Source organism: Collinsella sp. AM16-21 (genome assembly GCF_003471905.1).
In the GTDB taxonomy this organism is placed as follows: domain Bacteria; phylum Actinomycetota; class Coriobacteriia; order Coriobacteriales; family Coriobacteriaceae; genus Collinsella.
Window position 1 is genome coordinate 8,628 of record NZ_QRKJ01000019.1, and the last position, 24,643, is coordinate 33,270.

Consider the following 24,643-nt stretch of genomic DNA (forward strand, 5'->3'; position numbering starts at 1 on the left):
GGGGGAAGGGGTGGGGAAAGGTGTTGAAAAATGGGGCGGTTCCCCATATTATTGATGACGTCGACAGGCGGGGTGGTTCCCCGCGTACGTGCCATCTGAGTAACCGAGGGGAGGGCGCACATGGGAATGACTGGTGCATACGAGCGCAATCTCGATGCAAAAGGTCGTCTGTCCCTGCCTGCACCCCTTCGCGAGGAGCTTGGAGAGCACGTTCGCGTGTTCAAAGCCCTGGATGTCGATGCTCTGTACGTGTTCTCTGCCGAGGCCTTCGATAAGTGGGTCGAAGGACTCTTCGCGGGTCGTGAGGGCCACGAGGGTTTTAACCCGCGTGACATTAACGACCAGAAGCTCATGAGGGCGATCAACAAGCGCACCACGTCGATGGACGTGGACAGCGCCGGTCGTATCGGTCTTTCCGAGTCTCTCCGCAAGCAGGCGAACCTCGACCGCGAGGTCACGGTTGTGGGCAACTACGACCACCTTGAGGTTTGGGACCGCGCTACGGCCGATGAGGACGATGACGATGAGGCCCTGCTGGACCTCTTCTTCTCGTAAGGGCAAGGCACGGGTAACGGATGGAGCGTGGGATCTTGACACAAGAATATCGGCATGAACCTGTCATGCTCGGCGAAGTACTTGAATCGCTGCGGCTAAAGAGCGGCTCCGTTGTCTGCGATTGCACCCTTGGCGGTGCCGGCCATTCGGTAAAGATGGCCGCGCAGGTGGGGGAGACGGGCCTTTTGCTCGGCGTCGATCAGGACGACATGGCCCTCGAGGCCGCTGGCGCCCGTCTGGACCGCGAGGTTCCCGGCGTTCCGCACCAGCTGCTGAAGGGCAACTTCGGCGACTTGGACGAGCTGCTTTGCTCGGCCGAGGTGCCCGGGGTCGATGGCTTCCTGTTCGATTTGGGCGTTTCGTCACCGCAACTCGATATCCCTGGCAGGGGCTTTTCGTATAACGAGGACGCCCCATTGGACATGCGGATGGATCCGGGTAATAACACCTTAAACGCAGCTGAGGTCATCAACACCTATAACGAACACGACCTCGCCCGGATTCTACGCGTCTACGGCGAAGAGAAGTTCGCCTCGCAGATCGCGCGCGAGATCGTGCGCCGCCGCGAGCAAGAACCGATCGAAACCACCGGGCAATTTGTCGAGATCATCAAGGCGGGTATCCCGGCTGCCGCTCGTCGGCATGGCGGACACCCGGCCAAGAAAAGTTTCCAGGCCATTCGCATCGAGGTCAATCACGAGCTCGATGTGCTCGAACGAGGGCTTGATGCCGCCACCAGGTGGCTCAACCCGGGCGGACGTATCTGCGTCATCTCGTATCACTCGCTTGAGGATCGTATCGTAAAGAATCACTTTAAGGAGATGAGCCAGGGGTGCACGTGTCCGCCGGAGATTCCGGTGTGCGTGTGCGGCAACGTGCCGATACTCAAGGTCATCACCCGCAAACCCCTGGTTGCCCAGCCTGATGAGGTTGAGCGCAACCCTCGGGCGAGATCAGCCAAAATCCGCGTGGCGCAGCGTCTGTAGGCGCGACCGCGCGATATTGGACCTCCCGCTCGCACCATAAACGAAGCTTAAACACACTACCAACGTACTCGGGATGGGAGGCGGCATATCATGGGCTACAACACTTCAAACGCAGCACTCGCCTATGATATGAACGCCATGCCCGCCTATCGTGAGACGCCGCAGGCCCCCGTTGCTCCCCGTGAGCAGCGCACGCCGCGCTTTGATGTCTACACGGGCGCGGGCCGTCAGGCAAACCAGGCGGTAAGCCCGGTTTTCATGAGCGTTCTTAAAACGTTTTGCATCATTGCGGCTATCTTCATGACGATCGGCGTCGCCCGCGTGGCGCTCGCCGGCGTTACGGCCCAGGTGCTCAACAGCAACGCCGAGCTTACCAACACGCTCGAAAAGGCGACCGATGAGAGCTCCGACCTGGAGGTCATGCATTCGGTCTATGGCGCCGACACGCGCATTCGCGACCTTGCGGGCGCTTATGGCATGGTGGAGCCCAGCGAGAGCGTTACACTTGACTTTTCGCAGGATGCAGCCGCGGGCGCCAACGCGACCGCGACCGCTCAGTAGCAAGACGGTAGCTGAGTATGACAAATGACTATCGCCGCGGTTCCGATGGGGGCCGCGGTTCTGGACGTCCCTCGTCGCGGGGACGTTCTGGTTATCAAGGAACGGGTCGGCAATCTTACAACGCCGGGCGGTCCCGTGGCAACGACCCGGCGTCGCGACTTCGCGGCTCGGGTGGCCCTCAAGTGCATAACACCAGGTCGCGCAAGAGTTCGTCGACCGAATGGCTCACGGGCACGCCGCTGCCTCGCCGCAAAGCCGTCATGGGATTCATCGGGCTTGGCTTGGGCTTGGGCGTCTTTCGCCTTGCCGACTATCAAATTGTCGAAGCCGATAAACTGCGCGAGCGTGCCGATGCGCGTCGCCTGCTTGCGCAGACCCTCTATGCCAAACGTGGCACCATCTACGACCGCAACGGTAACGTGCTGGCGTCGTCGGTCGAATGTCGCAACATCGCCGTGAACCCGCAGCTTGTCGAGGACGTTGACAAGACGGTGTCGGCGCTGGTCAAGGCAACTGGAATCGATAAAAAGACCTGCCGCAAGCTCGTCGAGTCCGATGGAACCTGGGTGTATATCAAGCGCCAGGTGGACGAAGACGATGCTGTGGCGCTGGAGAAGAAGAACCTGCCCGGCGTGCTTTTTGAGCAGGCCATGAAGCGCGTATATCCATACGGCAATCTGGCATCGCAGGTGCTGGGTGTAGTGAATGTAGACAACGACGGCTTGACTGGTCTCGAAAAGCAATACAACAAGCTTCTGACCGGCACGAACGGTTCTCTCGTACGCGAGCGCGCGAGGGACGGCAGCTATATCGCGGGCGGTGCCTATAAAAAGGTGGCTGCGGTCGACGGCGTTGATATCGTGACGACGCTCGACGTCAATATCCAGCGTGCGGCCGAGGATGCCCTGGCAGAGGCAGTTGAGAAGACTAAGGCCAAGAACGGCTCGGCGCTGGTCACCGATCCTACGACAGGAGAGATCTTGGCAGCCTGCTCGTATCCGACCTACGACCAGACCGATTTGGAAAACGCCAAGACCGAGGATATGAACCTGCGCCTGGTTACCGACGCCTACGAGCCCGGCTCGGTCTTTAAGACACTCGTGGCGGGCGCCGGCTTCGACTTGGGCGTCGTGCGATCGAGTACGTCGTTTGAGGTGCCGGCGAGCATCAAGGTGGGCGACGATACCGTCACCGATGCCGACAAGCGCGACTATGCCATGACCATGGATGTGCGCGAGATGATGCGCCGTTCGTCCAACGTGGGCTTTGTCCTGGTGGGGCGCAAGATCGGTGCCGACGACTTTGCCGCCTATGTGGACAAGTGGGGCATCGGTCACAGCTCTGGTGTAGATTTTCCGGGCGAGAGCCTGGGCATCGTCAAGGAGCGTGACCAGTATGACGGCGCCACGCTGGGCTCGATGAGCTTTGGACAGGCGCTGTCTGTCTCGCCGATTGAGATCGCACGTGCCGTGGGCGGCATCGCCAACGGCGGCGTGATGATGACCCCGCACTTCTATAAGTCCAGCAAAGGCGACGAGAAGGACTGGGGCGAAGGCGAGCGTGCGATTTCTGAGGATGCAGCATCCCAGGTGACATCGTGCATGCAGACGGTCGTGTCGGAGGGAACGGGCGTTGGCGGCGCGGTTGACGGCTATGACGTGGCGGGCAAGACCGGCACGGCCGAACGTGCCGACGAGAACGGCGGCTACCTCAAGGAGAACTACATGTCGTCCTTTATGGGCTTTGCGCCGGCACAATCACCCAAGGTGCTGTGCTATATCACGCTCGACGGAACGCCGAGCGGCTCAGATGCCGCTGCGGTGCCGTTCCAGTCCATTATGGCCAACGCGCTCGACGTGCTGGGCATCCCGCGCACGAAGTAGGGGGTTACAATCTTTGGGGCGTGGTTTGTTGTCCCATATGAGGGGTGTTCACATGCCCTGCACCACGCATGCGCGGCGCTGGGATACAATACGCCGATAGCATTATTAGGTTTACAGGGGAGCTGCAATGATAGAGATCGCCGTCAACAACCTCGCGGCCGCAACAGGGGCCCGAACCGTGACGGGAGAAGTCGATCGGGTATGCCGCGGGTGCGTTATCGACTCGCGCCAGGTCGAGGAAGGGACGATTTTCGTCGCCTTTCCCGGTGAAAACGTCGACGGCAATGATTTTGCTTCCCGTGCCGTCCAGTCGGGTGCCGGCGCCGTCGTGATGACGCGTGAGCCCGATGCCGAGTTGGTCTCGCTGGCGCAGGACAAGGGATGCGCCATCCTGCTGACCGATGATCCCGAGGAGTTTCTGCTTCGTTTGGCGCACGCGTACCGCCTGGAGCTTGGCTGCCTGGTCGTTGGCATTACCGGTTCCATCGGCAAGACGACGACCAAGGACGTGCTCGCCGCTGTACTCGCCAAGCGCTATCGTGTCTGGGCCACCAAGGGCAATTTCAATAACCTGATCGGCATGCCGCTCACGGTGCTTTCCGCCCCGGCCGGTACCGAGGTCCTGGTGCTCGAGATGGGCATGAACCATTTCCACGAGATCGAGCGCCTGTCCCAGTCCGCCAATCCCAACCTTGCCATCGTGAGTAAGATCGGCACCTCTCACATCGGCATTTTGGGCAGCCGCGAGAACATCGCCCGCGCTAAGGCCGAGATTGTCCAGGGTATGTGCGCCGCCGGCGACTTCTTGCCGCTGCTGGTTTTGGGCGGTGAGGACGACTTTACGCCGTTCATTCGCGATACGTTCGCCCGGCCTGCTGGTATCGATGTGATGCTGGCCGGCGTCTCGGACGATGATGAGGTCCGCGCCCGCGAAGTTCGTGTTGATGACGAGGGCCGTCCGGTCTTTACGCTCGATTTTGGTCAGGGCGAGACAATCGATACCATGCTTGCTATCCCCGGCGTGCAGTCCGTTCCAAATGCCGTTAAGGCCGCCGCGGTTGCCTATCGCCTGGGCGTGACGCCCGAGCAGATCGATGCTGCCTTTAGGGGCCTCACAATCACCGGTCACCGCCAGGAGATCAAGCGCGCCAAGAGCGGTGCACGCATCATCGATGACTCCTATAACGCCAGCGCCGAATCGATGGCAGCCGGTCTCGATCTGCTGTGCTCGCTTTCGTGCGCGGGGTCTCGCATGGCGATCCTGGGCGAGATGGGCGAGATGGGCGATGAGGCTCCTCGCATGCATGAGCTCGTGGGCGCCTATGCCGCCGCCAAGAAGCTCGACATGCTGGCGTGCGTGGGTGGTGAGCTGGCCCAGCTTATGGCCGATGCCGCGCGCATGATGGGCATGGACGAGGACCGCATCCAGGTGTTCTCCGATTATCAGCAGGTGCTCGACCGCATGGGCGGCGCGCTTGAAAAACATGATGTTGTACTGGTCAAGGGTTCCCGCTTTGTTGAGCTCGACCGCTTTGTGGAAGGTGTGTGCTAGCCCATGTTCGGCAATCCCTCGTATCCAACGTATCAGGCTTTTTTGGGGCTTGGCATCGCCGCCGCCATTGCGCTGCTGCTCATGCCGTGGTGGATCAAGCTGCTCAAGGTCGAGGGTATCGGCCAGCAGGTTCGTGCCGACGGCCCCAAGCGTCATTTGGTTAAGCAGGGAACGCCCACCATGGGTGGCGTTGTCATCCTCATCGCGATCTCGCTGACCTGCCTGCTGATGGGCAAGCTCACCACCGAGCTCGTGCTCGTGCTGCTCGCCACGCTGGCGACCGGCGTGCTGGGTCTGATCGACGACCTGACCTCCGTTACGCATGGGCGCTCGCTCGGTCTGACGCCTCATGCCAAGATGATCGGCCTAACCATTATCTGTGTCACCTTTACGGTGCTTGCCGTCAACTGGTGCGGCGTCGCCCCCGAGATTCGTTTTCCCGGTGGGTTGACGATCGACCTTGGCGTGCTTTCGACCACCATCTGCGGCTATTCGTTCCCGTGGCTCTACATTGTCTTTTGCTGGCTGATGATCGCCGGTCTTTCTAATGCCGTGAACCTGACCGATGGCCTTGACGGTCTTGCTGGTGGCACCTCCATGATCGCCATGCTCGCCATGGCTGCCATGGCGTTTTTGCACGGAGACGTGAACCTGTCCATCTTCTGCACCGCGTGTGCCGGTGCCTGCTTGGGCTTTCTGTGGTTCAACTGCTATCCGGCGAGCATCTTTATGGGCGATACCGGCTCGCTTGCCCTGGGCGCCGCGTTTGCCTGCACGTCCATCATGACCAACACCGAGGTCGTCTCCCTTATCATCGGCGGCCTGTTTATCGTTGAGACCCTTTCGGTCATGATTCAGGTTGTCTACTTCCACTTTACGCACAAGCGCGTCTTCCTTATGGCGCCCATCCATCATCATTTCGAAAAGAAGGGTTGGGCCGAGACCAAGGTCGTCATCCGTTTTTGGATTATCGCTGCGGCCTTTGGTGCCGTTGGCCTTGCTTTGTTCTTCCAGTTGGGATAGTGGTCTTTCATGCCTCTTGCTGATGTCTTTAGCCTGCTCGTTTTGGGTCAGGGCAAATCCGGTCTCGATGTCGCCCGCTGGGCGCTGGCACATCCCGAGCGCGTAAGTGCCGTTACCGTGTATGGCGGCGGCACCTCTGAGCCCAATGACGCCACGCGTGCGCTCGAGGCTGCTGGTGCGTCGTTTGTCTATGGGACCGAACAGGTCGAGGGCGCCTATGACGTATGCGTGACGTGCCCGGGCATCTCGGAGTTCTCGGGCTTCTTTAAGGCCGGGCGCGAGCATGCCGCCCAGATTATGGGTGAGCCCGAGTTTGCCTATCGCCTGTCGCCCGATAACTGGATTGCCATCACGGGCACCAACGGCAAAACGACCACCACGTCGCTGACCGATTATCTGCTCAAGGCTTCCGGTGAGGCCAGTGTAGCTGTCGGCAACATCGGTGAGCCGCCTATCAACGAGATTGACGGCCGAGCCCACAACGAGTGGTTTGTGGCTGAGCTCTCGAGCTATCAGATTGCTACGACCACCGAGCTCCACCCTCGCGTGGCGGTGCTGCTCAACATCACTCCCGACCACTTGGGCTGGCATAAGAGCCATAAGAACTATGCGCTTGCCAAGATCAAACTGTTTGACAATATGGTCGATGACGATCTGGTGGTCGTCGACGTCGAAGACGCCGGCATTCACGAGTTCGATGAGTACATCTACACGCCGGGTCGTCGCATCTGCAAGGTTGCCTTTGACGAGCCAGAGGGTGAGGATGTCGCCTTTGTGCGCGATGGCAAGATGATCGTGCGCCTGAAGGGCGTCGAGACCCCGCTCATCGCTACATCCGAGCTCAAGATCTCGGGCCATCATAATGTTATCAATGCCCTGTGCGCTGCCACGGCTGTCCTGGCCGTCGGTGCCAATCCCGAGGGCATTTGCCGCGGTCTGGCCTCGTTCCAGCCGCTCGAGCACCGCGTGGAGCCGTGCGGCGAGATTGACGGAGTGCGCTACGTCAACGATTCCAAGGCGACCAACACCGACGCGGTCGAGAAGGCACTGACGGCATTTCCCGATGACAACGTGATCTTGCTGCTCGGCGGCCACGATAAGGGCACGCCGCTCACGGACTTCGCGCGCGTCGTTATGGATAACGTGCGCTCGGTCGTCTGCTTTGGCGATGCGCGCGAGCGCTTTACCGCCGCTATGGACGAGGCCGATGTCGATGGCGATGTGGATATCGCCCAAGCGGATGACCTACGCGATGCCGTGGACGTTGCCCGTTCGCTGTCGAGCCGTGGCGACGTGATCTTACTTTCTCCTGCCTGCTCTTCGTTCGATGAGTTCTCGGGCTATGAGGAGCGCGGCCGCGTGTTTAAGGACTACGTGGCTCAGCTTGCCGCTGCAGCGAAATCGCAAATGGAATAGGGGTTGCCGGTGAGAGAGGAGAGCCCCCGACAAGGTATGAGGAGGCCCGACTCGGACCGTGCTTCCTCGCGGCGCAGCACACCGCGTTCCGGTCGTGGCAGGCAGTCGTTTAGCGAACGCTATATTGCCGGCGTTCCCGCCCGCATCATGCGCCCCCGTCTGATATTTATGGCCTGCCTGTTTACTTTGGTGTGCTTTGGTCTGCTGATGGTGTACTCGGCGTCTTCGGTCGAGGCGCTGCACGAGAATGGCTCGGCGACGTTTTTCCTGGGTCGACAGGCCGCGTTTGCCGTGGTTGGTGTTCTGGCGCTGATTGCCATCGTGCGCGTTTTGCCGGACAGCTGGTTTGGGGAGGATGTGCTTAGGATCTTCCTTATCGGCATGATAGGGCTACTGTTTCTGGTGTTCTTGGTGGGCAGCGGCAGCCGTGGCGCCACGCGCTGGCTCAACATCGCCGGTATTCAGTTCCAGCCTTCCGAGTTTTTAAAGCCATTTGCCATTGCGTATTCGGCCATCATGCTTGATCGCTTCTTTTCGCCCGGTGGCAACATCAACGAATTCCTTCGCAAGATGGGCATCTACCTGGGTATTTCGCTCTTTCTGATCTTTATCCAGCCCGATTTCGGTACTGTCCTGATCATCCTGTTGACCCTCATGTGCATGGCGTTGTTTGCGGGTCTCGACCCGAGATTTATCATCGGCGTGCTAATCTTCGGCATTCTCGTGATCGTGATTGCACTTGTCGCAGAGCCGTACCGTATGGTGCGTATTCAGGTTGCCTTGAACCCTTGGGCTGACGAGTATGGTGACGGCTATCAGGCCACGCTTGCCATCATGGCCTTTGCCTCGGGCGGTCTGTTCGGCCGTGGCATCGGCAACTCAACCATGAAGTACTCGTATCTGCCCGAGGCGCACAATGACTACATCCTGGCCATCATTGGCGAGGAAGTCGGCTTTGTCGGAACCGTGCTGTTCTTCTTGGTGTTTGCGATGCTGATCTACTCGGCGTTTCGCATTGCCGAGCAGGCGACCGATCGTCGGGGCGCGCTTATGGCGTCTGGCTCCGCGGTCATTCTCGCGGTGCAGTTTTTGATTAACGCGCTGGGCATCCTCAACGTGTTTCCCATGACGGGCAAACCGTTGCCGTTTATTAGCTACGGCGGTTCGTCGATTATTGTGTCGCTTATGCTTGCCGGTCTGATCCTGCGCGTTTCGTACGAGAGCGCCCGTCGCGATGAGTACGACCGTCGCCGCGAGAGCTTTGCCGTTATGGATGAGAGTACCGCCGGCGTAGCCCATGTGCGCGGTGAACGACCTTCGCGTAGCGGCTTTACCGTTCTGGATGGTTCTACATCCGAGCCGGCAGCTCGTCCACGTCCGCGGACGGCTCCGCAAGGTCGTCCTCAGCGCCCCAGCCCTCGCAGCGCGGGCGGCGGATATAATCGAATCGATTTGAACTCGGACCCGTCGGCGCGTCTACGCATCGACGACCAGGGACCGCGTGTACGAAGGGACTACCATGACCGATAAGATGACCGTTGCTATTGCAGCCGGCGGCACGGCGGGACACATCAACCCCGCGCTCGCCTTGGCCGAAGAGCTGCGTGATCGTGGCCACCACGTTGTGTTCGTGGGCCAGTCGCGCAAGCTCGAGGGTCGTCTGGTCCCCGAGGCTGGGTTTGATTTTGTGCCCATTACGGTCACGGGCTTCGACCGCTCCCGTCCTTGGACGGCGCTGACCTCCCTGTGGCGTGTCAACAAGGCCAAGCGTGCGCTCACCAGTCATTTCTCAAAGGTCGGCAAGCCCGATGCCGCCATCGGTTTTGGTGCCTATGTCGAGGTTCCGCTGCTGGGGTGGTGCAAGGGCGCAGGCGTTCCGTATCTGCTGCATGAGCAGAACTCTGTTCCGGGCCTGGCCAACAAGATGATGAACTCCCACGCCGCCCACGTGTGCATCTCGGTGCCGGCAGCGCGTTCGGTCTTTGAGCGCGAAGGTGACCCTGACCACGTGCTCATGACCGGCAACCCCGTACGTCGCTCGGTGATCGAGGGCGATCGCGCTCGCGGCCGCAAGGCACTTGGCGTTCCCGAGGACGCTACGCTGCTGCTCGTCTTTGGCGGTTCACTCGGCGCCCAGCACCTCAACGAGCGCGTGGCTTCGCTCAAAAACGAGCTGCTTTCGCGCAAGAACCTCTATGTGTTGCATTCGACGGGTGCCGACGGCTTTGAGGAGACCGAGCGCGCTTTGGCGCTGACGCTCGAGGAGGCGAAGCGTTACCGCGTCCAGCCTTACATCGACAACATGGGCGACATGCTGGCTGCTGCCGATTTGGTGCTATCGCGTTCGGGAGCATCGAGCGTGGCCGAGATCGCTGCGCTCGCCGTGCCTTCGGTGCTCGTGCCGTACCCGCATGCGACGGCCGACCACCAAACCACCAATGCCCGTTATCTGGTCGACGCCGGGGCCGGCGTGCTCTGCGCCGATGCCGATATCGACGGTTCTGCCTTTGCCGATGAGCTGCTGCACCTGGTCGATGACGCGGCGGCGCGCGACGCCATGCGTCAGGCGGCGCGTGGTCTGGCTCAGGATAGAGCCGCCGCTCTTCTGGCGGATGCAGTAGAGGGTTTGCGTTAGTTAGACGGGATATCTTCGGTCGCCCTCGCGCTGATGCGGTAGGTGCGGTACAGTTAACGGGTTACAGGCAGTGTTTACGCAAGGAGTACACGAGCACATGGCTGATTCCCAGACTGCAACCTCCGCGCCCGAGTTTAAGAGCGCCCACTTTATCGGTATCGGCGGCGCCGGCATGAGCGGCATCGCCCTCGTTCTGCACGAGCGCGGTTATGCCGTTACCGGCTCCGACCTTAAGACGTCACGTTATATCCGCCAGCTTACCCGCGCTGGTGTGAAGGTGCATGTGGGCCATGAGGCCGCCACGATCGACGAGGTCAAGCCCGACGTGGTTGTTGTCTCCACCGCTATTCCGGAGTCCAACCCTGAACTCGTGCGCGCTCGCGAGCTTGGTATTCCCGTGTGGCCCCGTGCCAAGATGCTCTCTGCTTTGGGTCACGGCTACACCACCGTCGCTGTTGCCGGCACGCATGGCAAGACCACCACGTCTTCGATGTGTGCCACCATGCTCGACCGCATGGGTCTGGATCCGAGCTTCCTGATCGGTGGCATCGTCGAGGGCTATGACACGAACGGTAAGAACGGCTCGGGCGACTACTTTGTCGCCGAGGCCGACGAGTCCGACAGCTCCTTCCTGTTCCTGAACCCCAACGTAGTCATTGTGACCAACGTCGAGGCCGACCACCTCGATCACTACTCGGGTATCGAGGAGATCGAGGCAACTTTCGCCAAATTCATGAGCCTGGTGGGCGAGGACGGCACCGTCATCGTCTGCGGTGAGGACCCGCATCTGGTCGAGCTCGCCAAGTCGACGGGCCGTCACGTGCTTTCCTACGGCTTTGCCGAGAGCAACGACATCGTCTGCATGCACCCGGATGTCAAGGGCATCCAGAGTGACTTTATCGTTCGCTTTGAGGACGGCACTGAGCGCGCTGTGGAGATCAAGAGCAATCCTGGTCGCCACAACATGCTCAACGCCACGGCGGTGCTCACCGTCGCCCATGTCCTGGGCCTTGACATCGACGCCGCCGCCAAGGCGCTCTCGAGCTTTGAGGGCGTCCGCCGTCGCTTTACCCACGTGGGCGATATCGATGGCATCACCGTGGTCGATGATTACGGCCATCACCCCACCGAGATCAAGGCGACGCTTGCTGCCGCTTCGTCGCTGGGTTACAAGCACGTCGACGTCGTGTTCCAGCCGCACCGCTATTCGCGCCTGCAGGCCCTGTGCGACGACTTTGCCGATGCATTTGCCAATGCCGATAAACTGCTGCTGATTGATGTGTTCTCGGCTGGCGAGATGCCCATTCCGGGTGTCACCTCTAAGATGCTCGCCGATACCGTGCGCGCCAAGCATCCTGGCAAGGAGGTCGTGTACTGCTCCAGCCGTCTTGAGCTCAATCAGGAGCTCGAGCAGATGGTGGGCGAGGGCGACCTGCTGCTCACCATGGGTGCCGGCGACGTTACGACCGTCGGTCCCGAGTTCATTGAGTATCTGACTGCCAAGAAAGACGCTTAAGTCTAATGGGTCTGTTTAACGCCGTCATGGCGCTCTCGGGCATGATCGACACGGATGTGATCGAGGACGAGCGCCTTGCGCGTCATACGAGCTATCGTATCGGCGGCAAGGCCGACCTCTTTGTGACGTGCCATAGCTATCATGCCCTCCGCCGCGCCGTGGCGGTGCTCGATCGCGAGCAGGTGCCGTGGGTCATCATCGGCAAGGGCTCCAATCTGCTGGTTGCCGATGGCGGTTATCGCGGTGCCGTCATTTCGCTCGGACGTGAGTTTCAGCGCACGGTTGTTGCCGAGGACGGCTGCACGCTGACCGTTGGTGCGGGCGTGATGTTCGCGCGTTTGGTCAACGATGCCTTGTCGCGCGGGCTTTCGGGCCTTGAGTTCGCGGTCGGTATTCCCGGTTCGGTCGGCGGCGCCGTGTCCATGAACGCAGGTACGCGGACCGAGTGGATCGGTTCCCTTATCGAGGACGTGGTCACGTTTGATCCGGCGTCCGGTATTAAGCACTATGCAGGGTCCGAGATCGCTTGGGGGTATCGCGAGTGCAGCTTGCCGCGTAACGAGATCATTCTCGAGTGCGTGCTCAAGCTCAAACCCGCGCCCAAGGCAGACATTCGCGAGCGTATGGAGCGGTACCTGACGCGCCGCAAGCGCACGCAGCCCATGGGTCGCGCATCCTGCGGATCGGTCTTTCGCAACCCGCCCGATGCAAGCGTGGGCAAGTTGATTGAGGATTGTGGATTAAAGGGTTTTTCGGTTGGCGGTGCGGAAGTTTCGCCCGTACACGCTAATTTTATCGTTAATAACGGAACCGCCTCGGCCGATGACGTGGCCGCGGTTATCAGGCATGTGCACGGAAAGGTGAGGGAGGCGTATGGCATCGAGCTCAGACCGGAAGTTAAATTCCTCGGCTTCTAGAGCATCGAAACCAACCTTCCGCCGCGCCGGAGGGCGTTCCGGCGCACCTGCCCAGTCTCAACATAAGCCCGCCATGCCCTCCAAGTCTGTTGGGTCCGTCCGTCCTGCCAAGCGCCCGGTCGTCGGCTCGCAGCTGGGGGGACGCCCCGCTTCTAAAAAGACGAGTCTTCCGGCTCCGCGTCCTTCGGTGACGCCCAAGCCGGCGATGGGCACCAAGACCTCCCGACCTATGGCGACGCTCAGACCTTCGCTGGGAGCTCGTGCGCCGCATGCCGGCCGTACGTTGGCTGGCGCTAAGCCGCGTTCACTGACATCGGTGCCCGCTGCCAAGGCGTCTTCGGCAAAAAAGGGCATCAATCCTCTGTCATCGCTTGGTGCCATGGCAAGCAAGACGACCGACGTCGCTTCTGCCATTAAAGGTAAGGGCAAAATCGCGGGCGGCATCCTGGCAGCCGTGGTCGTACTTGCCATTGTTGCCATCGTCGTCATCAACTCCGGCCTGTTTGCCGCCACCGATATTCAGATTCATGGTAGCGAGCATGTGACCAAGCACGACGCCATGCAGCTCATCAGTCTTCCCGAGAACACGTCGCTCTTTAACGTGGATCCCGATCAGATCACCGAGGGCCTCAAGCAAAACCCGTGGGTCTCGGGCGTGGATGTCCAGCGTCAGTTTCCCCATACGCTTATCATCACGCCGACGGAGCGTAAAGTTACCGCCATTGCGTATATCAGCTCCGACGACCTTGCCTGGGCTATCGGAGACGATGACACCTGGATCGCTCCGCTTTCGACGTCTGTCGAGGTGGATGACCAGGGGAACGTCATTACATCGGGGGAGGGTGCCAACACCCTGACCGGCATCGATGCGGCCCTGGCGCTTGCCAAGCACTACGGCGCCGTGCTGTTGACTGATGTCTCGGCCGATGTCGCACCGGTTTCGGGTCGGGCGGTGAGCTCCAAGGCCGTCAAGGCCGGCCTGGATTACGCACGCGGTTTTTCGAGCGAGTTCTTGGACCAGGTGAAGGATATTTCCACGCCTTCCGTCGAGGCTATCTCGGCAAATCTCGACAACGGCGTCGAGGTGTCGCTGGGCGATTCGGATGATATCGCCAAGAAAGAACGCATCGTGACCAAGCTGCTTTCGCAGGTAGAGGGCGTGACCTATATCAATGTGCGCTCTCCAGGCAACTACACGTTTAGGAACGCACCGACCGCCTAGCATCCAAATGGCTTTGTTGAGGGGCCATACCACGCCGTTTATCTGGTTTGTTTGGTTTTCACGGTCAATTATTTGACTGATACGTTCATAATGTGCAAACATAATACGGTTTACCTTTGCATTTACTTTCAACCTGAAGGTTAATGTGCGCAGGGGTCAACCCATGCTATGGCTATAACCTTTGTTCGGAGGACCGACATGCACGAGACAGAGATCAACAACTACCTTGCCGTCATTAAGGTGGTCGGCGTCGGTGGCGGCGGTACCAACGCGGTCAATCGAATGATCGAAGAGGGCATCCGCGGCGTCGAGTTTGTTGCCATCAACACCGATGCTCAGGCGCTCGCGATCTCTGATGCCGATATCAAGGTGCACATCGGCACCGACCTTACCCGCGGCCTGGGCGCCGGCGCCAACCCCGAGGTTGGCCGCAAGGCTGCCGATGAGTCGCGCGACGATATCGCCGAGGCGCTCGCTGGCGCCGACATGGTGTTCATCACCTGCGGCGAGGGCGGTGGTACCGGTACCGGCGCTGCTCCCATCGTTGCCGATATCGCGATGAACGAGGTCGGCGCGCTGACCGTCGCCGTCGTGACCAAGCCCTTTACCTTCGAGGGTCGCAAGCGCAAGAAGAGCGCCGAGGAGGGCATCAAGACGCTCTCCGATTGCGTCGACACCATGATCGTTATCCCTAACGACAAGCTGCTCGACATCGCCGAGAAGAAGACCACTATGCTCGAGGCGTTCGCGATTGCCGATGGCGTCCTTTCCCAGGGCACCCAGGGCATCACCGACCTCATCACCGTCCCGGGTATCATCAACCTGGACTTCGCCGATGTTAAGACCATCATGAAGCAGGCCGGTACCGCCATGATGGGTATCGGTACCGCTTCTGGGGACACCCGTGCCGTCGACGCTGCCCAGCAGGCTATCTCCAGTCCGCTGCTCGAGAGCTCCATCGATGGCGCCACGCGCGTCCTTCTTTCCATCGCCGGCTCCAAGGACCTGGGAATCCAGGAGATCAGCGACGCCGCCGACGTTGTCGCCAATGCCGTCGACCCCGAGGCCAACATCATCTTCGGTACCGTTGTTGACGAGTCCCTGGGCGACCAGGTGCGCATCACCGTTATCGCCACGGGCTTCTCCGACTCCAACGTCAACCGTCAGGACGAGCTCTTCGCTGCCCAGCAGTCCCAGAGCAAGGCCGCTGCTTCTGCTGAGCCGCAGCGCACCGCTCCGGCTGCCAGCCCCGCTCAGGCTGCCCCGACTCGCAACGTCGGTGGTACCGAGCTGCCCAACTTTGGCAACGATCAGTTTGAGCTTCCCGACTTCCTCAAGCGCGGCAGCTTCTAGTTCGTTTTTATCAACGACCTGCATGGGGTGCGTCCGATTGGGCGCACCCCTTTTTTGTTGTGGTTCGTCTTTGTAAACGAAAGCCTCCAATCTCCTTACGTTCCCTTTACGTTTGGTCCGTACTGCTGCGGGTATCCTTTTGATGAAGTATGGCAGCCGTATGACACGGACTGCTGCGGCGTCGCCGCGATACTTGTGTTATTAGGAGGCTTTAGTATGGCAGCACGTGCGGACAACGTTTCGCGTGTCGACCATGATGGAGTTACGTTGGTAGAGGGCGCGACGCACGATGTTCGTTTTGCCTTTACCGAGCGCACCGGTGGCGTTTCCGAAGATGCGTACTCCTCGCTCAATCTGGGCTCGCATGTAGGCGATGACCCCTTTGCCGTTCAAGAAAATCGCCGTCGAGCGCTCGAAGCCATGGGCGCCGCCGAGTGCGAGCATAATCTGCTCGTGCCCAATCAAGTACATGGTGACCATGTCGTGACGGTGACCTCGAACGGCGCCGATGATCTTGAGAACATTCGCGAGCAGATTGCCGAGGGCTGCGATGCCATCGTCTGTACGGCCCATGAGGTACCCGTGCTACTCTGCTTTGCCGATTGCGTTCCCGTGGTGCTGGTTGCTCCCAACGGTTTTGCCGTGGTGCATTCTGGCTGGAAGGGCACGATTGCGCGCATTTCCGCCAAGGCGTGCCAAGCGCTTTGCGATGCAACCGGCTGCAATGCGAACGATGTTTCTGCCTATATTGGGCCCCATATCCTGGGCGACGAGTACGAGGTGTCCCAAGAGCTCATGGACCGCTTTGCCGCCGAGTTCTCGTGCATCGATGCGGGCGCTTCCCGTATGCTCGATCTTTCCGCCGCCATTCGCGAGGCGCTGGTGGATGCCGGCGTCGATGTGAACGGCATTGTGGACACCAAACTTTCCACCGTTCGCCAGAACGACCGCTTTTATTCCTACCGCAACGAGGGTGGCACCTGCGGGCGCCATGCGGCGATCGGCGTGATGCTATGAGAAAGATCGCATCGGTCCTGAGTGCGGCGGTGCTCACGCTCACGCTGTGCGCCTGCTCCTCGGGATCTTCTACGTCTTCTATTACCGTGGCTGGCTCGACCACCTGCCTTCCCATTGCCGAGATCGCGGCCGAGGGCTTTAAGGAAGAGACCGGCATCGACGTGCTGGTTTCTGGTCTGGGCTCATCTGCTGGCATCGAAGCTGTTAGCGCCGGCACCGCCGATATCGCCAGCTCCTCTCGTGGCCTCAACGCCGATGAGCAAGACCTGGGCCTGACGCCTATCGTTATCGCACACGATGGCATCGCGGTCATCGTGAACGACGACAACCCGGTCGATAACCTCTCGACTGAGCAGCTCCGCGATATCTATGCGGGCAAGATCACCAACTGGAAAGAGGTTGGTGGCGAGGACCTGAAGATTCAGGTTATCAACCGCGACGAGGCGTCCGGCACGCGCGAGGCCTTCCGTACCATCGTGATGGACGGCACGCCGTTCGATCGTCGCTCGGCCGTTCTTTCGGGTACGGGCCAGGTACGCGATGTCGTGTCTCGCTCTCGTGGTGCTATTGGCTACATCTCGCTGGGCTTTGTCGAGAGCCTCAACGCCAAGACTTCGGTCAAGGCCGTTTCGGTCAATCACGTCGAGGCGTCCGAGAAGACAGTCGCGAGCGGTGGTTATCCCATCTCCCGCGACCTCTACTTCTTTGTGAAGGGAACGCCTTCGCAGCAAGCGCAGGATTACATCGACTACGTGACGTCCGAAAAGATGGACAAGCAGATTCGCGAGGCGGGCTTTATTCCTGTCACCAACGACGGAAAGGGGAGTGAGTAACGTGGAAGCAGTGGAAAACTCCCAGACCGAGCAGACTTCTCGGGCACCCAAGAAGCGCGAGCTGGCGCTCGTGTCGCGCAGCACTTATATTAAGGAGAAGGCGCTGCAGTGGATCTTCTTTGCCTGTGCATTCTTGGCGGTCGTCACCGTCATCCTGATCTTTGTCTTTACCACGTACTCGGCGCTGCCCGTCTTTACCGACATTGGTCTGGCGGACTTCTTTAGCTTTACGTGGGCGCCCTCCGAGGGCCACTACGGCATCATGTCGCTGCTGGCCGGCTCGGGTCTGGTGACCGTCGGTGCCCTTGCCATGGGTGTGCCCCTGGGTGTGGGCACGGCTGTGTATCTGGTCGAGATTGCCAGCAAGCGCGTGCGCAAGCTCATCAGCCCTGCCGTCGACCTGCTGGCGGGCATCCCCTCCATCATCTACGGCTTCTTCGGCATGATTATCATCCGCCCGTTTATCGCGCAGCTGACCGGCGGTCTTGGCTTTGGTGCCCTGACGGCGTGGTTCGTGCTCGCCATCATGATCGTCCCCACCATCACCACGCTCACCATCGATGCCCTCAATTCTATTCCCATGGGTATTCGCGAGGCATCGTATGCCATGGGTGCTACTAAGTGGCAGACCATCTATAAGGTCGTGCTACCTGCCGCCAAGCTGGGTATCGTGGACGCCATCGTGCTGGGCATGGGTCGCGCTATCGGCGAGACCATGGCCGTGCTTATGGTCGTGGGCAATGCTCCGGTCATTCCCGATAGCATCGCGAGCCCCATCTCGACGCTCACGAGCCAGATTGCGCTCGACATGAGCTACTCCTCGGGATTGCACCGCTCGGCGCTCTTTGGCATGGGCGTGGTCCTGTTTATTATCTCCGCCGCGCTGGTGGGCATTGTCCGTCTGATTTCCAAGAAGAAGAGGGGGTAGGCTATGTCCGATTCCGTTGACACGACGGTCGATACGACCTCGTCGCGCGAGCGCATCAAGCATGCCCTTTCCCATGGCAAGAAGGGCCGTATCAATAAGGACCTGTCCAACAAGATCATGCTCGGCGTATTCCGCGCGGCTGCCTACATCACCACGCTGGTGCTGGTCGCTATCATCGCCTACGTGGTCATCAACGGCCTGCCGCATATCTCGCTCGACTTTATCTTCGGCTGGCCGCAGGGCGTAAACGCCGAAGGCGGCATTTGGCCGACGATTGTCTCGACCGTCTACGTGACGGCGCTCGCCATGCTCATCTGCACGCCGGTTGCCGTCCTAGCTGCGGTCTATCTGGCCGAGTACGCCAAGCAGGGCAAGGTCGTCGACATCATTCGCTATGCTGCCGATGCCCTGGCCTCGGTGCCCTCCATTGTTATGGGCCTCTTTGGCTATGCCTTGTTTGTCGAGGCCATGGGCCTAGGTCTTTCGATGGTCTCTGCCGCGCTGGCGCTGGCACTTCTGATGCTGCCTATCGTCATGCGCACCACCGAGGAGGCAATCCGCGCCGTTCCACGCTATATCCGTTGGGGTGCATATGGCCTGGGCGCCACCAAGTGGCAGGTCGTCTCCAAGATCGTGCTTCCCTCTGCCTTCGGCCGCATCGCCACCGGCATTGTCCTTGCCATAGGCCGCGCCATCGGCGAGACCGCCGTGGTGCTCTACACCATGGGCCAGGCCATCAACCTGCCTATTTTGCCGCTCGATTCCGGTCGTCCCATGACCGTTCACCTTTATCTGCTCGCCAATGACGGCATCAACATGAACGCAGCCTACGGCACCGCGCTTTTGCTGATGGCGATTATTCTGGCCTTCAACCTGTTTGCGCGCTATCTGTCGCGCAAGCGCCGCTAGTTAAGGAGTCCCATGTCCGTCTATCAGTCCGCTCCCACGCCGGAGCAAGCGGCCATCACGGCCAAGGATTTCAACTTTTGGTACGGTGACTTTCATGCGCTGACGGGGCTCGACCTCAACATCGCCAAAAACGCCATCACCTCGTTTATCGGTCCTTCGGGCTGCGGCAAATCGACGTTTTTGCGCTGCATCAACCGCATGAATGACCTGATCGAGGGCACTCGCGTCGAGGGCACCATGACGCTCGACGGCAACGATATCTATGCCGAGGGCGTCGACCCGGTTGACCTTCGCCGCCGCGTGGGCATGATTTTTCAGCAGCCCAATCCGTTTCCCAAATCCATCTACGAGAATGTCGCTTTTGGCCCTCGTCTGCAGGGCGTGACTAGCAAAAGCGACCTCGATGACATCGTGGAAGAATCGCTCAAGCGCGCCAACCTCTGGAAAGAGGTATCCAATCAGCTCAACAAGGACGGTTTGGCGCTCTCGGGCGGTCAGCAGCAGCGTCTGTGCATCGCGCGTGTGCTTGCGGTGCAGCCCGATGTCCTACTGATGGACGAGCCCTGCTCCGCCATCGACCCCACGTCCGTCTCTAAGGTCGAGGATCTGATGGCCGAGCTGGCGCCCGAGATGACGATCATCATCGTCACGCATTCTATGCAGCAGGCGGCTCGTATCAGCGACTACACCGCATTTTTCTTGCAGGAAGTTGCCGGCGAGCCCGCCACGCTCATCGAGTATGGTCAAACCGACGCGATCTTCACCAGCCCGGTGGATTCGCGGACGGAAGACTATATCACCGGCCGCTTTGGCTGATCGGTGCGACTAGTCCCAAGCCGATCGGACCTGGTCCGGTGCGTATTCACTGTGCGGGCGGCATGACCGCACCCAACTGATTGGAGTGAACCATGCGCAAACTGTTTTCCCGTCAGCTCATCGAGGCCCGTCACGAGATGCTGAGCATCTACGAGGCTGTAGACCTGGCACTTCACGACGCCGTGAAGGCCTACGCGACCGACGATCGCAAGCTCGCCACCAAGACCAAGAAGCGCACGCTTTCGATTGACGCGCGCTGCGCCAACTTGGAGGCCGTGTGCTACAACCTGATCGCTACGCAGTCGCCGGTCGCCTCTGACTTCCGCTTGTTGCAGACAATCATCTACGTCGACTTTAACCTGCAGCGCATGACCGATAAGGTTCGCCAGATCTGCCGCGCCACGCATCACATGGTCAAGGCCGACATCTCGCTGCCTCAGGAGCTTGTGACCTTGGTTGAAGCCGAGGCCGAGGCCGTCTATCAGGTGCTGGGTTCGTCGCTTTCTGCGCTCGTCACCAACGACATGTCCATCATCTGCAATCTGGCCGTCGAGGACGAGCCGGTGCATGCGGCGTACGAGAAGTTCTTCCGTACCTTCAACCGCATGGACACGGGAGATTTTATGGACGACGACAGTAACTATGACGATCTGCGCCGTGCCATCATGGTTTCGCGCTACCTCGATCGTATCGCTTCGATTTCCATCGATGCAGCCTGTCGTCTGACCTTCCTTTTGACCGGCCAGCGTATGACTGCCGGCGATATCGCCCGCACGGACGAGGACGAGCTCGAGAGCATGCGCGTGCCTTCGGGCGAGGGCGTTATCATGAGGCCTGCCGTCGATGCGCGCTTTGTTGCCAAGGTGCCTGCTCACGAGGTGAGCGAGGGCCTTCGCTACCTGCTCGAGCACCTCGAGGACGAGGACGACACCGAGGACGACGAGGAGTAAGGTAGCTCCGTTCGTCGAAAGATTGTAAATACCTAAGTGAGCGCGGCCTTGCACCTGCAGGGCCGCGCTCTTGCGTTAGCATGGGACTACTTGTATGGCTGTCAGCGGAGGCGATTGGCAATGGATAACTATTTGGACTTGATGCGCGCTCGCCGCGAGCAGATTCTGGAGCGTTTTTATGCGGCACTCGATCGCGCGGGCCGTTCTCACGATGCCGCACGTCTGATTGCCGTCTCCAAGACCGTTGGCGTCGATGAGACCGTTGCCGCCATCCAGGCAGGGTATCGTCATTTTGCCGAGAACCGTCCGCAGGAGCTTGTTCGCAAGCTTGCGGGCCTCACAGAGCATCCGGAGCTACCCGAGGTGCGCTTCGATATGATCGGCAACCTGCAGACCAACAAGATCAATGCGGTTCTGGGCTCGGCCGAGCTGATTCATTCGGTAGGCTCGCTGCATTTGGCTCAGGCTATCTCGAGCCGTGCGGTCCGCAAGATTGAGGCAGGCGAGCTCTCCGGCCCCCAGCGCGTGCTGATCGAGGTCAATGTGAGCGGCGAGGAGTCCAAGGGTGGCTTTTCGCCCGACGAGGTCCGAGACGCCGCAAGCGAGCTTGCGGAGCTTGAGGGAATTTGTGTGCAGGGCCTTATGACTATGGCGCCCCGGGGGAACAAGGATGTGGCGCGCCGCACCTTTGCCGGACTTCGCGAACTAAGGGACGAGCTTGAGGCTACGCACTCCGATCTGAGCCTGCCCGAGCTTTCCTGCGGCATGAGCGAGGACTTTGAGCCTGCCCTTGAGGAGGGCTCAACGCTTGTTCGCCTGGGCAGGGTAGTATTTAGCCCGGAGTTTGCAGTAAAATAAGGCTCTGAAGTGCGCACTGATTATCGGAGCGCCTGCACTAAACCGCGAGAGGACACAACCATGGGCTTCCTTGACGAGATTAAAAATAAGATGCACCTGGGCGGCCAGCAGGGTTACGACCAGGGTTATGGTCAGGACGACGACTACGGCTACGATGACGGCTACGACGATGGCTACCAGAACAATGGCTACAGCGGCGCCTCGGGCGATGGCTTCTACACCCAGGACGAGCCGAGCAACGGCCTGTTGGGTCAGACGCGCCGCGGCGAGGCCGAGTCGGTGGCCGTGTACACACGCTCCGGTCAGCTGGTCGGCGACGATTCTCGCCACGCTACGACCTACAACCCGCCATCGCGCTCGCAGGAGACGGTTGCGGGCGGTTATCGTCCCGGTGCCTACGACACGCCGTCGAGCTACGCCGAGAGCACACGTGCCCGCGCTGCTGCCCCCGCACCTGCTCCCTCACCGAGCGATGCCTCGGCGTATGCGAGCAACATCATCAACTCTACGCCGCAGCTGCCGGCCTATGTCCTGCGCCCCGAGAGCTATGACGACGTGGAGACCGTCGTGCGCCGCGTGCGCACCAAGCAGCCTGTCGCGCTGATTTTTGTGGGCGTTCGTACTGAGGTCGCCAAGCGCGTCCTGGACTTCTCTTACGGCTTTGCCTGCGGCCTGGGTGCCACAGTCAAAGAGGTGGGCGATCGCGTGTTTATGGTGCTGCCCACCGGTTGCGAGGTCAAAGATTCGGACCTCAAAAAGCTCCGTGCCGACGGCTACCTTAAGTAAAAACAAGACGAGGAGATTCTCATCAACATCTACACCATTGTCCAGCTGGTCAATACGCTGTTCAACTTTTACTCCACGCTCATTGTGGTTTACTGCCTTATGACGTGGATTCCCATGAAGCAGGGTGGATTGCTACAGGATATCGCCGCTGTTCTCGATAGCGTGTGCGGCCCGTGGCTCAATTTGTTCCGCCGGTTTATCCCGCCCATGGGCGGCATCGATTTTTCACCGGTCGTTGCGATTATTGCGTTGCAGTTGGTGCAGAAGCTGGTTCTGCAACTTCTTATAGGTATACTCATATAAAACTGGCTTAGTAACTCACGTCGGGCGCACGGCGCCAAGGCGAAGATAAAGGAGAACTTGTTATGGCTATTACCCCTGCTGACATTCAGGCTCAGACCTTCTCTGAGGCCAAGCGCGGCTACGATCCCGCCGAGGTCGACGTCTTCCTGGAGACGCTGTCCTCTGAGGTCGACGCCATGCTCGCCAAGATTGTCGATCTTAAGGGTCGTCTGACTGCTACCGAGCAGCAGCTTGCCGATACGCAGGCCCAGCTTGCTCAGGCTCAGGACGCCGCCGCGCAGGCCGTTCCCGCCGCTCCTGTGGCCGCTCCTGCACCCGACTTCTCCGCTCAGGAGCGCCAGATTTCCGCGGCGCTGATCGCTGCCCAGCAGACCGCCGAGGGTATCGTTAACGACGCCAACGAGAACGCCGAGCGTATCCGCAACGAGGCCGACGCCAAGGCCCGCGAGGTCATCCGCCAGGCCCTGACCGAGAAGCAGGCCGAGCTCGAGGAGATCGACCGTCTGAAGGCTTCCCGTGAGGAGTTTAAGGCCGAGTACCTCAAGCTCATCCAGCACTTCATGGACGATGCCCAGAACTCCTTCCCGGCCGATCTCATGGCTTCCACGCCGGTCGGTTCTGCCGCTTCTTCGGCTGTGACCGTTCCTGCTGCCGAGCCGCTGCCCGTCGCCGAGCCGGTTATCCCCGTTGCCGATCCCTTCGCGCCGATCGACAACTTCGCCGCCGACGACTTGGACTAACGATCGGACTACAATCTAGCATCCTTGTGAGGAGCTCGCGCCTGTGGGCTCCTTTTTGTAGTTTTTTGGGACATGCCTTAATTTCTACCTTTTTTGATGATTTTAAATACCGTGCTACGGGGGATGCCTGTTACGAGTTCGATTTGTTTGAGCGAAAGTCCGATGTCTGCAAGTTTGATTCGCGCTTCATTTCGCGGTGGTTTTTCCAAGCTTTTGACTTGCACGCATCGCAAAGGATATAAGGCGGCTTCGGCAACTTCACGATAATCCTGCTCAGAAATTGACCTTCCGGTTTTGATGTAATACGCATTGGGAAGTCCGGACGTACTAAATCGATAGAAGCTCTCGGTGCTGCCGAGCAGGGCGTTAATCGTTGATGTGTCGGTAATCTGCGGCTCAGTCATGTATTCGTGAAAACTGCTCCATCGGTATTCCAATAGGGAGGCACGTCCCCCTTTGACTGGGTTATCGTGGATATACCTCATGGCTTGCAAGAGCTGATTGTCGTCTTCGATAGGCTTGCTGTAGAAGCGACCCTTGAACACGGGGCCCTCCAGCCCGGTTTTTTGTATAAAAAGCGATATACTAGATATAACGAAACAACGAACTGAATAAAGAATACAAAAAAAGAGCCACGACCAGTTAAAGCCTGAGAAACTTTAACTGCGAGCCTTAATTGATTACCACCAATCAATTAAAGAAGTCGAGACCCAAAATTTGGTAAAGTATTTAATTACTTTATTAATCAGATACTTAAATATCTGTAAACCCATTATATCGGGTTTTTGAGGGGATTTCAAGTCTTTAAGAAGATACCAGGCAATCAATTAAGAAAAACGGCTTATAGGACAAAATGTGTGTCCACTTTAGGGGCATCGGCGCAG

24 protein-coding genes are annotated in these 24,643 nt (G+C 59.6%); 23 read left to right on the forward strand and 1 reads right to left on the reverse strand.

Annotation, left to right across the window (positions count from 1 at the left end; genetic code table 11):
* The first annotated feature begins 120 nt into the window (after positions 1-120).
* The 23 genes from DW180_RS09180 to DW180_RS09290 all read left to right on the forward strand — a co-directional run bounded on the left by DW180_RS09180 (position 121) and on the right by DW180_RS09290 (position 23,759).
* Positions 121-555 (forward strand): division/cell wall cluster transcriptional repressor MraZ, encoded by a 435-nt coding sequence (locus DW180_RS09180; RefSeq protein ID WP_035137949.1) that lies wholly within the window; start codon positions 121-123, stop codon positions 553-555.
* 20 nt (positions 556-575) lie between these two features.
* Positions 576-1,541, forward strand: coding sequence for a 16S rRNA (cytosine(1402)-N(4))-methyltransferase RsmH (gene rsmH, locus DW180_RS09185; protein ID WP_006234266.1), 966 nt, complete (start codon positions 576-578; stop codon positions 1,539-1,541).
* A 90-nt stretch (positions 1,542-1,631) separates the two neighbouring features.
* Positions 1,632-2,102 (forward strand): hypothetical protein, encoded by a 471-nt coding sequence (locus tag DW180_RS09190; RefSeq protein ID WP_117584230.1) that lies wholly within the window; start codon positions 1,632-1,634, stop codon positions 2,100-2,102.
* Positions 2,103-2,284: 182 nt separating this feature from the next.
* Positions 2,285-3,985 (forward strand): peptidoglycan D,D-transpeptidase FtsI family protein, encoded by a 1,701-nt coding sequence (locus DW180_RS09195; protein WP_369831529.1) that lies wholly within the window; start codon positions 2,285-2,287, stop codon positions 3,983-3,985.
* Positions 3,986-4,112: 127 nt separating this feature from the next.
* On the forward strand, positions 4,113-5,537 hold the full coding sequence (murF, locus tag DW180_RS09200; protein WP_117637515.1) for a UDP-N-acetylmuramoyl-tripeptide--D-alanyl-D-alanine ligase: 1,425 nt from the start codon (positions 4,113-4,115) through the stop codon (positions 5,535-5,537).
* A gap of 3 nt (positions 5,538-5,540) precedes the next feature.
* Positions 5,541-6,560, forward strand: coding sequence for a phospho-N-acetylmuramoyl-pentapeptide-transferase (mraY, locus tag DW180_RS09205; protein WP_117637516.1), 1,020 nt, complete (start codon positions 5,541-5,543; stop codon positions 6,558-6,560).
* A 9-nt stretch (positions 6,561-6,569) separates the two neighbouring features.
* Positions 6,570-7,976, forward strand: coding sequence for a UDP-N-acetylmuramoyl-L-alanine--D-glutamate ligase (gene murD / locus DW180_RS09210; protein ID WP_118238447.1), 1,407 nt, complete (start codon positions 6,570-6,572; stop codon positions 7,974-7,976).
* Positions 7,977-8,012: 36 nt separating this feature from the next.
* Positions 8,013-9,506 (forward strand): putative lipid II flippase FtsW, encoded by a 1,494-nt coding sequence (gene ftsW, locus DW180_RS09215; RefSeq protein WP_118238448.1) that lies wholly within the window; start codon positions 8,013-8,015, stop codon positions 9,504-9,506.
* Positions 9,496-10,611 (forward strand): undecaprenyldiphospho-muramoylpentapeptide beta-N-acetylglucosaminyltransferase, encoded by a 1,116-nt coding sequence (gene murG, locus DW180_RS09220; RefSeq protein ID WP_118238449.1) that lies wholly within the window; start codon positions 9,496-9,498, stop codon positions 10,609-10,611. The genes ftsW and murG overlap by 11 nt, the downstream gene beginning before the upstream one ends.
* 97 nt (positions 10,612-10,708) lie before the next feature.
* Entirely contained in the window at positions 10,709-12,127 is a 1,419-nt protein-coding gene (murC, locus tag DW180_RS09225) for a UDP-N-acetylmuramate--L-alanine ligase (protein WP_117636008.1), read from the forward strand.
* Positions 12,128-12,132: 5 nt separating this feature from the next.
* A complete protein-coding gene (gene murB / locus DW180_RS09230) occupies positions 12,133-13,044 on the forward strand; it encodes a UDP-N-acetylmuramate dehydrogenase (RefSeq protein ID WP_118238450.1) in 912 nt (303 codons plus the stop codon).
* Positions 13,045-13,117: 73 nt separating this feature from the next.
* Positions 13,118-14,266 carry a cell division protein FtsQ/DivIB gene (locus DW180_RS09235; RefSeq protein WP_233545242.1) on the forward strand — a complete coding sequence of 383 codons (1,149 nt, stop codon included), beginning with the start codon at positions 13,118-13,120 and terminating at the stop codon, positions 14,264-14,266.
* Positions 14,267-14,464: 198 nt separating this feature from the next.
* A complete protein-coding gene (ftsZ, locus tag DW180_RS09240; RefSeq protein ID WP_117647221.1) occupies positions 14,465-15,619 on the forward strand; it encodes a cell division protein FtsZ in 1,155 nt (384 codons plus the stop codon).
* Between the two features lie 216 nt (positions 15,620-15,835).
* Complete coding sequence (locus DW180_RS09245; RefSeq protein ID WP_118238451.1) at positions 15,836-16,636, forward strand: polyphenol oxidase family protein; 801 nt, start codon at positions 15,836-15,838, stop codon at positions 16,634-16,636.
* The gene (locus DW180_RS09250; protein WP_118238452.1) at positions 16,633-17,469 is read left to right on the forward strand and encodes a phosphate ABC transporter substrate-binding protein; all 837 of its coding nucleotides are present in this window, start codon (positions 16,633-16,635) and stop codon (positions 17,467-17,469) included. The genes DW180_RS09245 and DW180_RS09250 overlap by 4 nt, the downstream gene beginning before the upstream one ends.
* Before the next feature lies 1 nt (position 17,470).
* Positions 17,471-18,397, forward strand: coding sequence for a phosphate ABC transporter permease subunit PstC (pstC, locus tag DW180_RS09255; RefSeq protein WP_118238453.1), 927 nt, complete (start codon positions 17,471-17,473; stop codon positions 18,395-18,397).
* A 3-nt stretch (positions 18,398-18,400) separates the two neighbouring features.
* Positions 18,401-19,306: a phosphate ABC transporter permease PstA gene (pstA, locus tag DW180_RS09260; protein WP_118238454.1), complete on the forward strand. Its 906-nt coding sequence runs from the start codon at positions 18,401-18,403 to the stop codon at positions 19,304-19,306.
* A 12-nt stretch (positions 19,307-19,318) separates the two neighbouring features.
* Entirely contained in the window at positions 19,319-20,122 is an 804-nt protein-coding gene (pstB, locus tag DW180_RS09265; protein ID WP_035137966.1) for a phosphate ABC transporter ATP-binding protein PstB, read from the forward strand.
* Between the two features lie 92 nt (positions 20,123-20,214).
* Positions 20,215-21,072 (forward strand): PhoU domain-containing protein, encoded by an 858-nt coding sequence (locus tag DW180_RS09270; RefSeq protein ID WP_118238455.1) that lies wholly within the window; start codon positions 20,215-20,217, stop codon positions 21,070-21,072.
* A gap of 120 nt (positions 21,073-21,192) precedes the next feature.
* Positions 21,193-21,930, forward strand: a complete 738-nt coding sequence (locus DW180_RS09275) for a YggS family pyridoxal phosphate-dependent enzyme (protein ID WP_118238456.1) — start codon at positions 21,193-21,195, stop codon at positions 21,928-21,930.
* Positions 21,931-21,990: 60 nt separating this feature from the next.
* Positions 21,991-22,716: a cell division protein SepF gene (locus DW180_RS09280; protein ID WP_118238457.1), complete on the forward strand. Its 726-nt coding sequence runs from the start codon at positions 21,991-21,993 to the stop codon at positions 22,714-22,716.
* 57 nt (positions 22,717-22,773) lie between these two features.
* On the forward strand, positions 22,774-23,019 hold the full coding sequence (locus tag DW180_RS09285) for a YggT family protein (RefSeq protein ID WP_255413436.1): 246 nt from the start codon (positions 22,774-22,776) through the stop codon (positions 23,017-23,019).
* Between the two features lie 62 nt (positions 23,020-23,081).
* Positions 23,082-23,759: a DivIVA domain-containing protein gene (locus DW180_RS09290; protein ID WP_118238459.1), complete on the forward strand. Its 678-nt coding sequence runs from the start codon at positions 23,082-23,084 to the stop codon at positions 23,757-23,759.
* A 77-nt stretch (positions 23,760-23,836) separates the two neighbouring features.
* Here DW180_RS09290 and DW180_RS09295 read toward each other — a convergent pair whose 3' ends face one another.
* The gene (locus tag DW180_RS09295; RefSeq protein WP_118238460.1) at positions 23,837-24,304 is read right to left on the reverse strand and encodes a hypothetical protein; all 468 of its coding nucleotides are present in this window, start codon (positions 24,302-24,304) and stop codon (positions 23,837-23,839) included.
* Positions 24,305-24,643 lie beyond the last annotated feature (339 nt).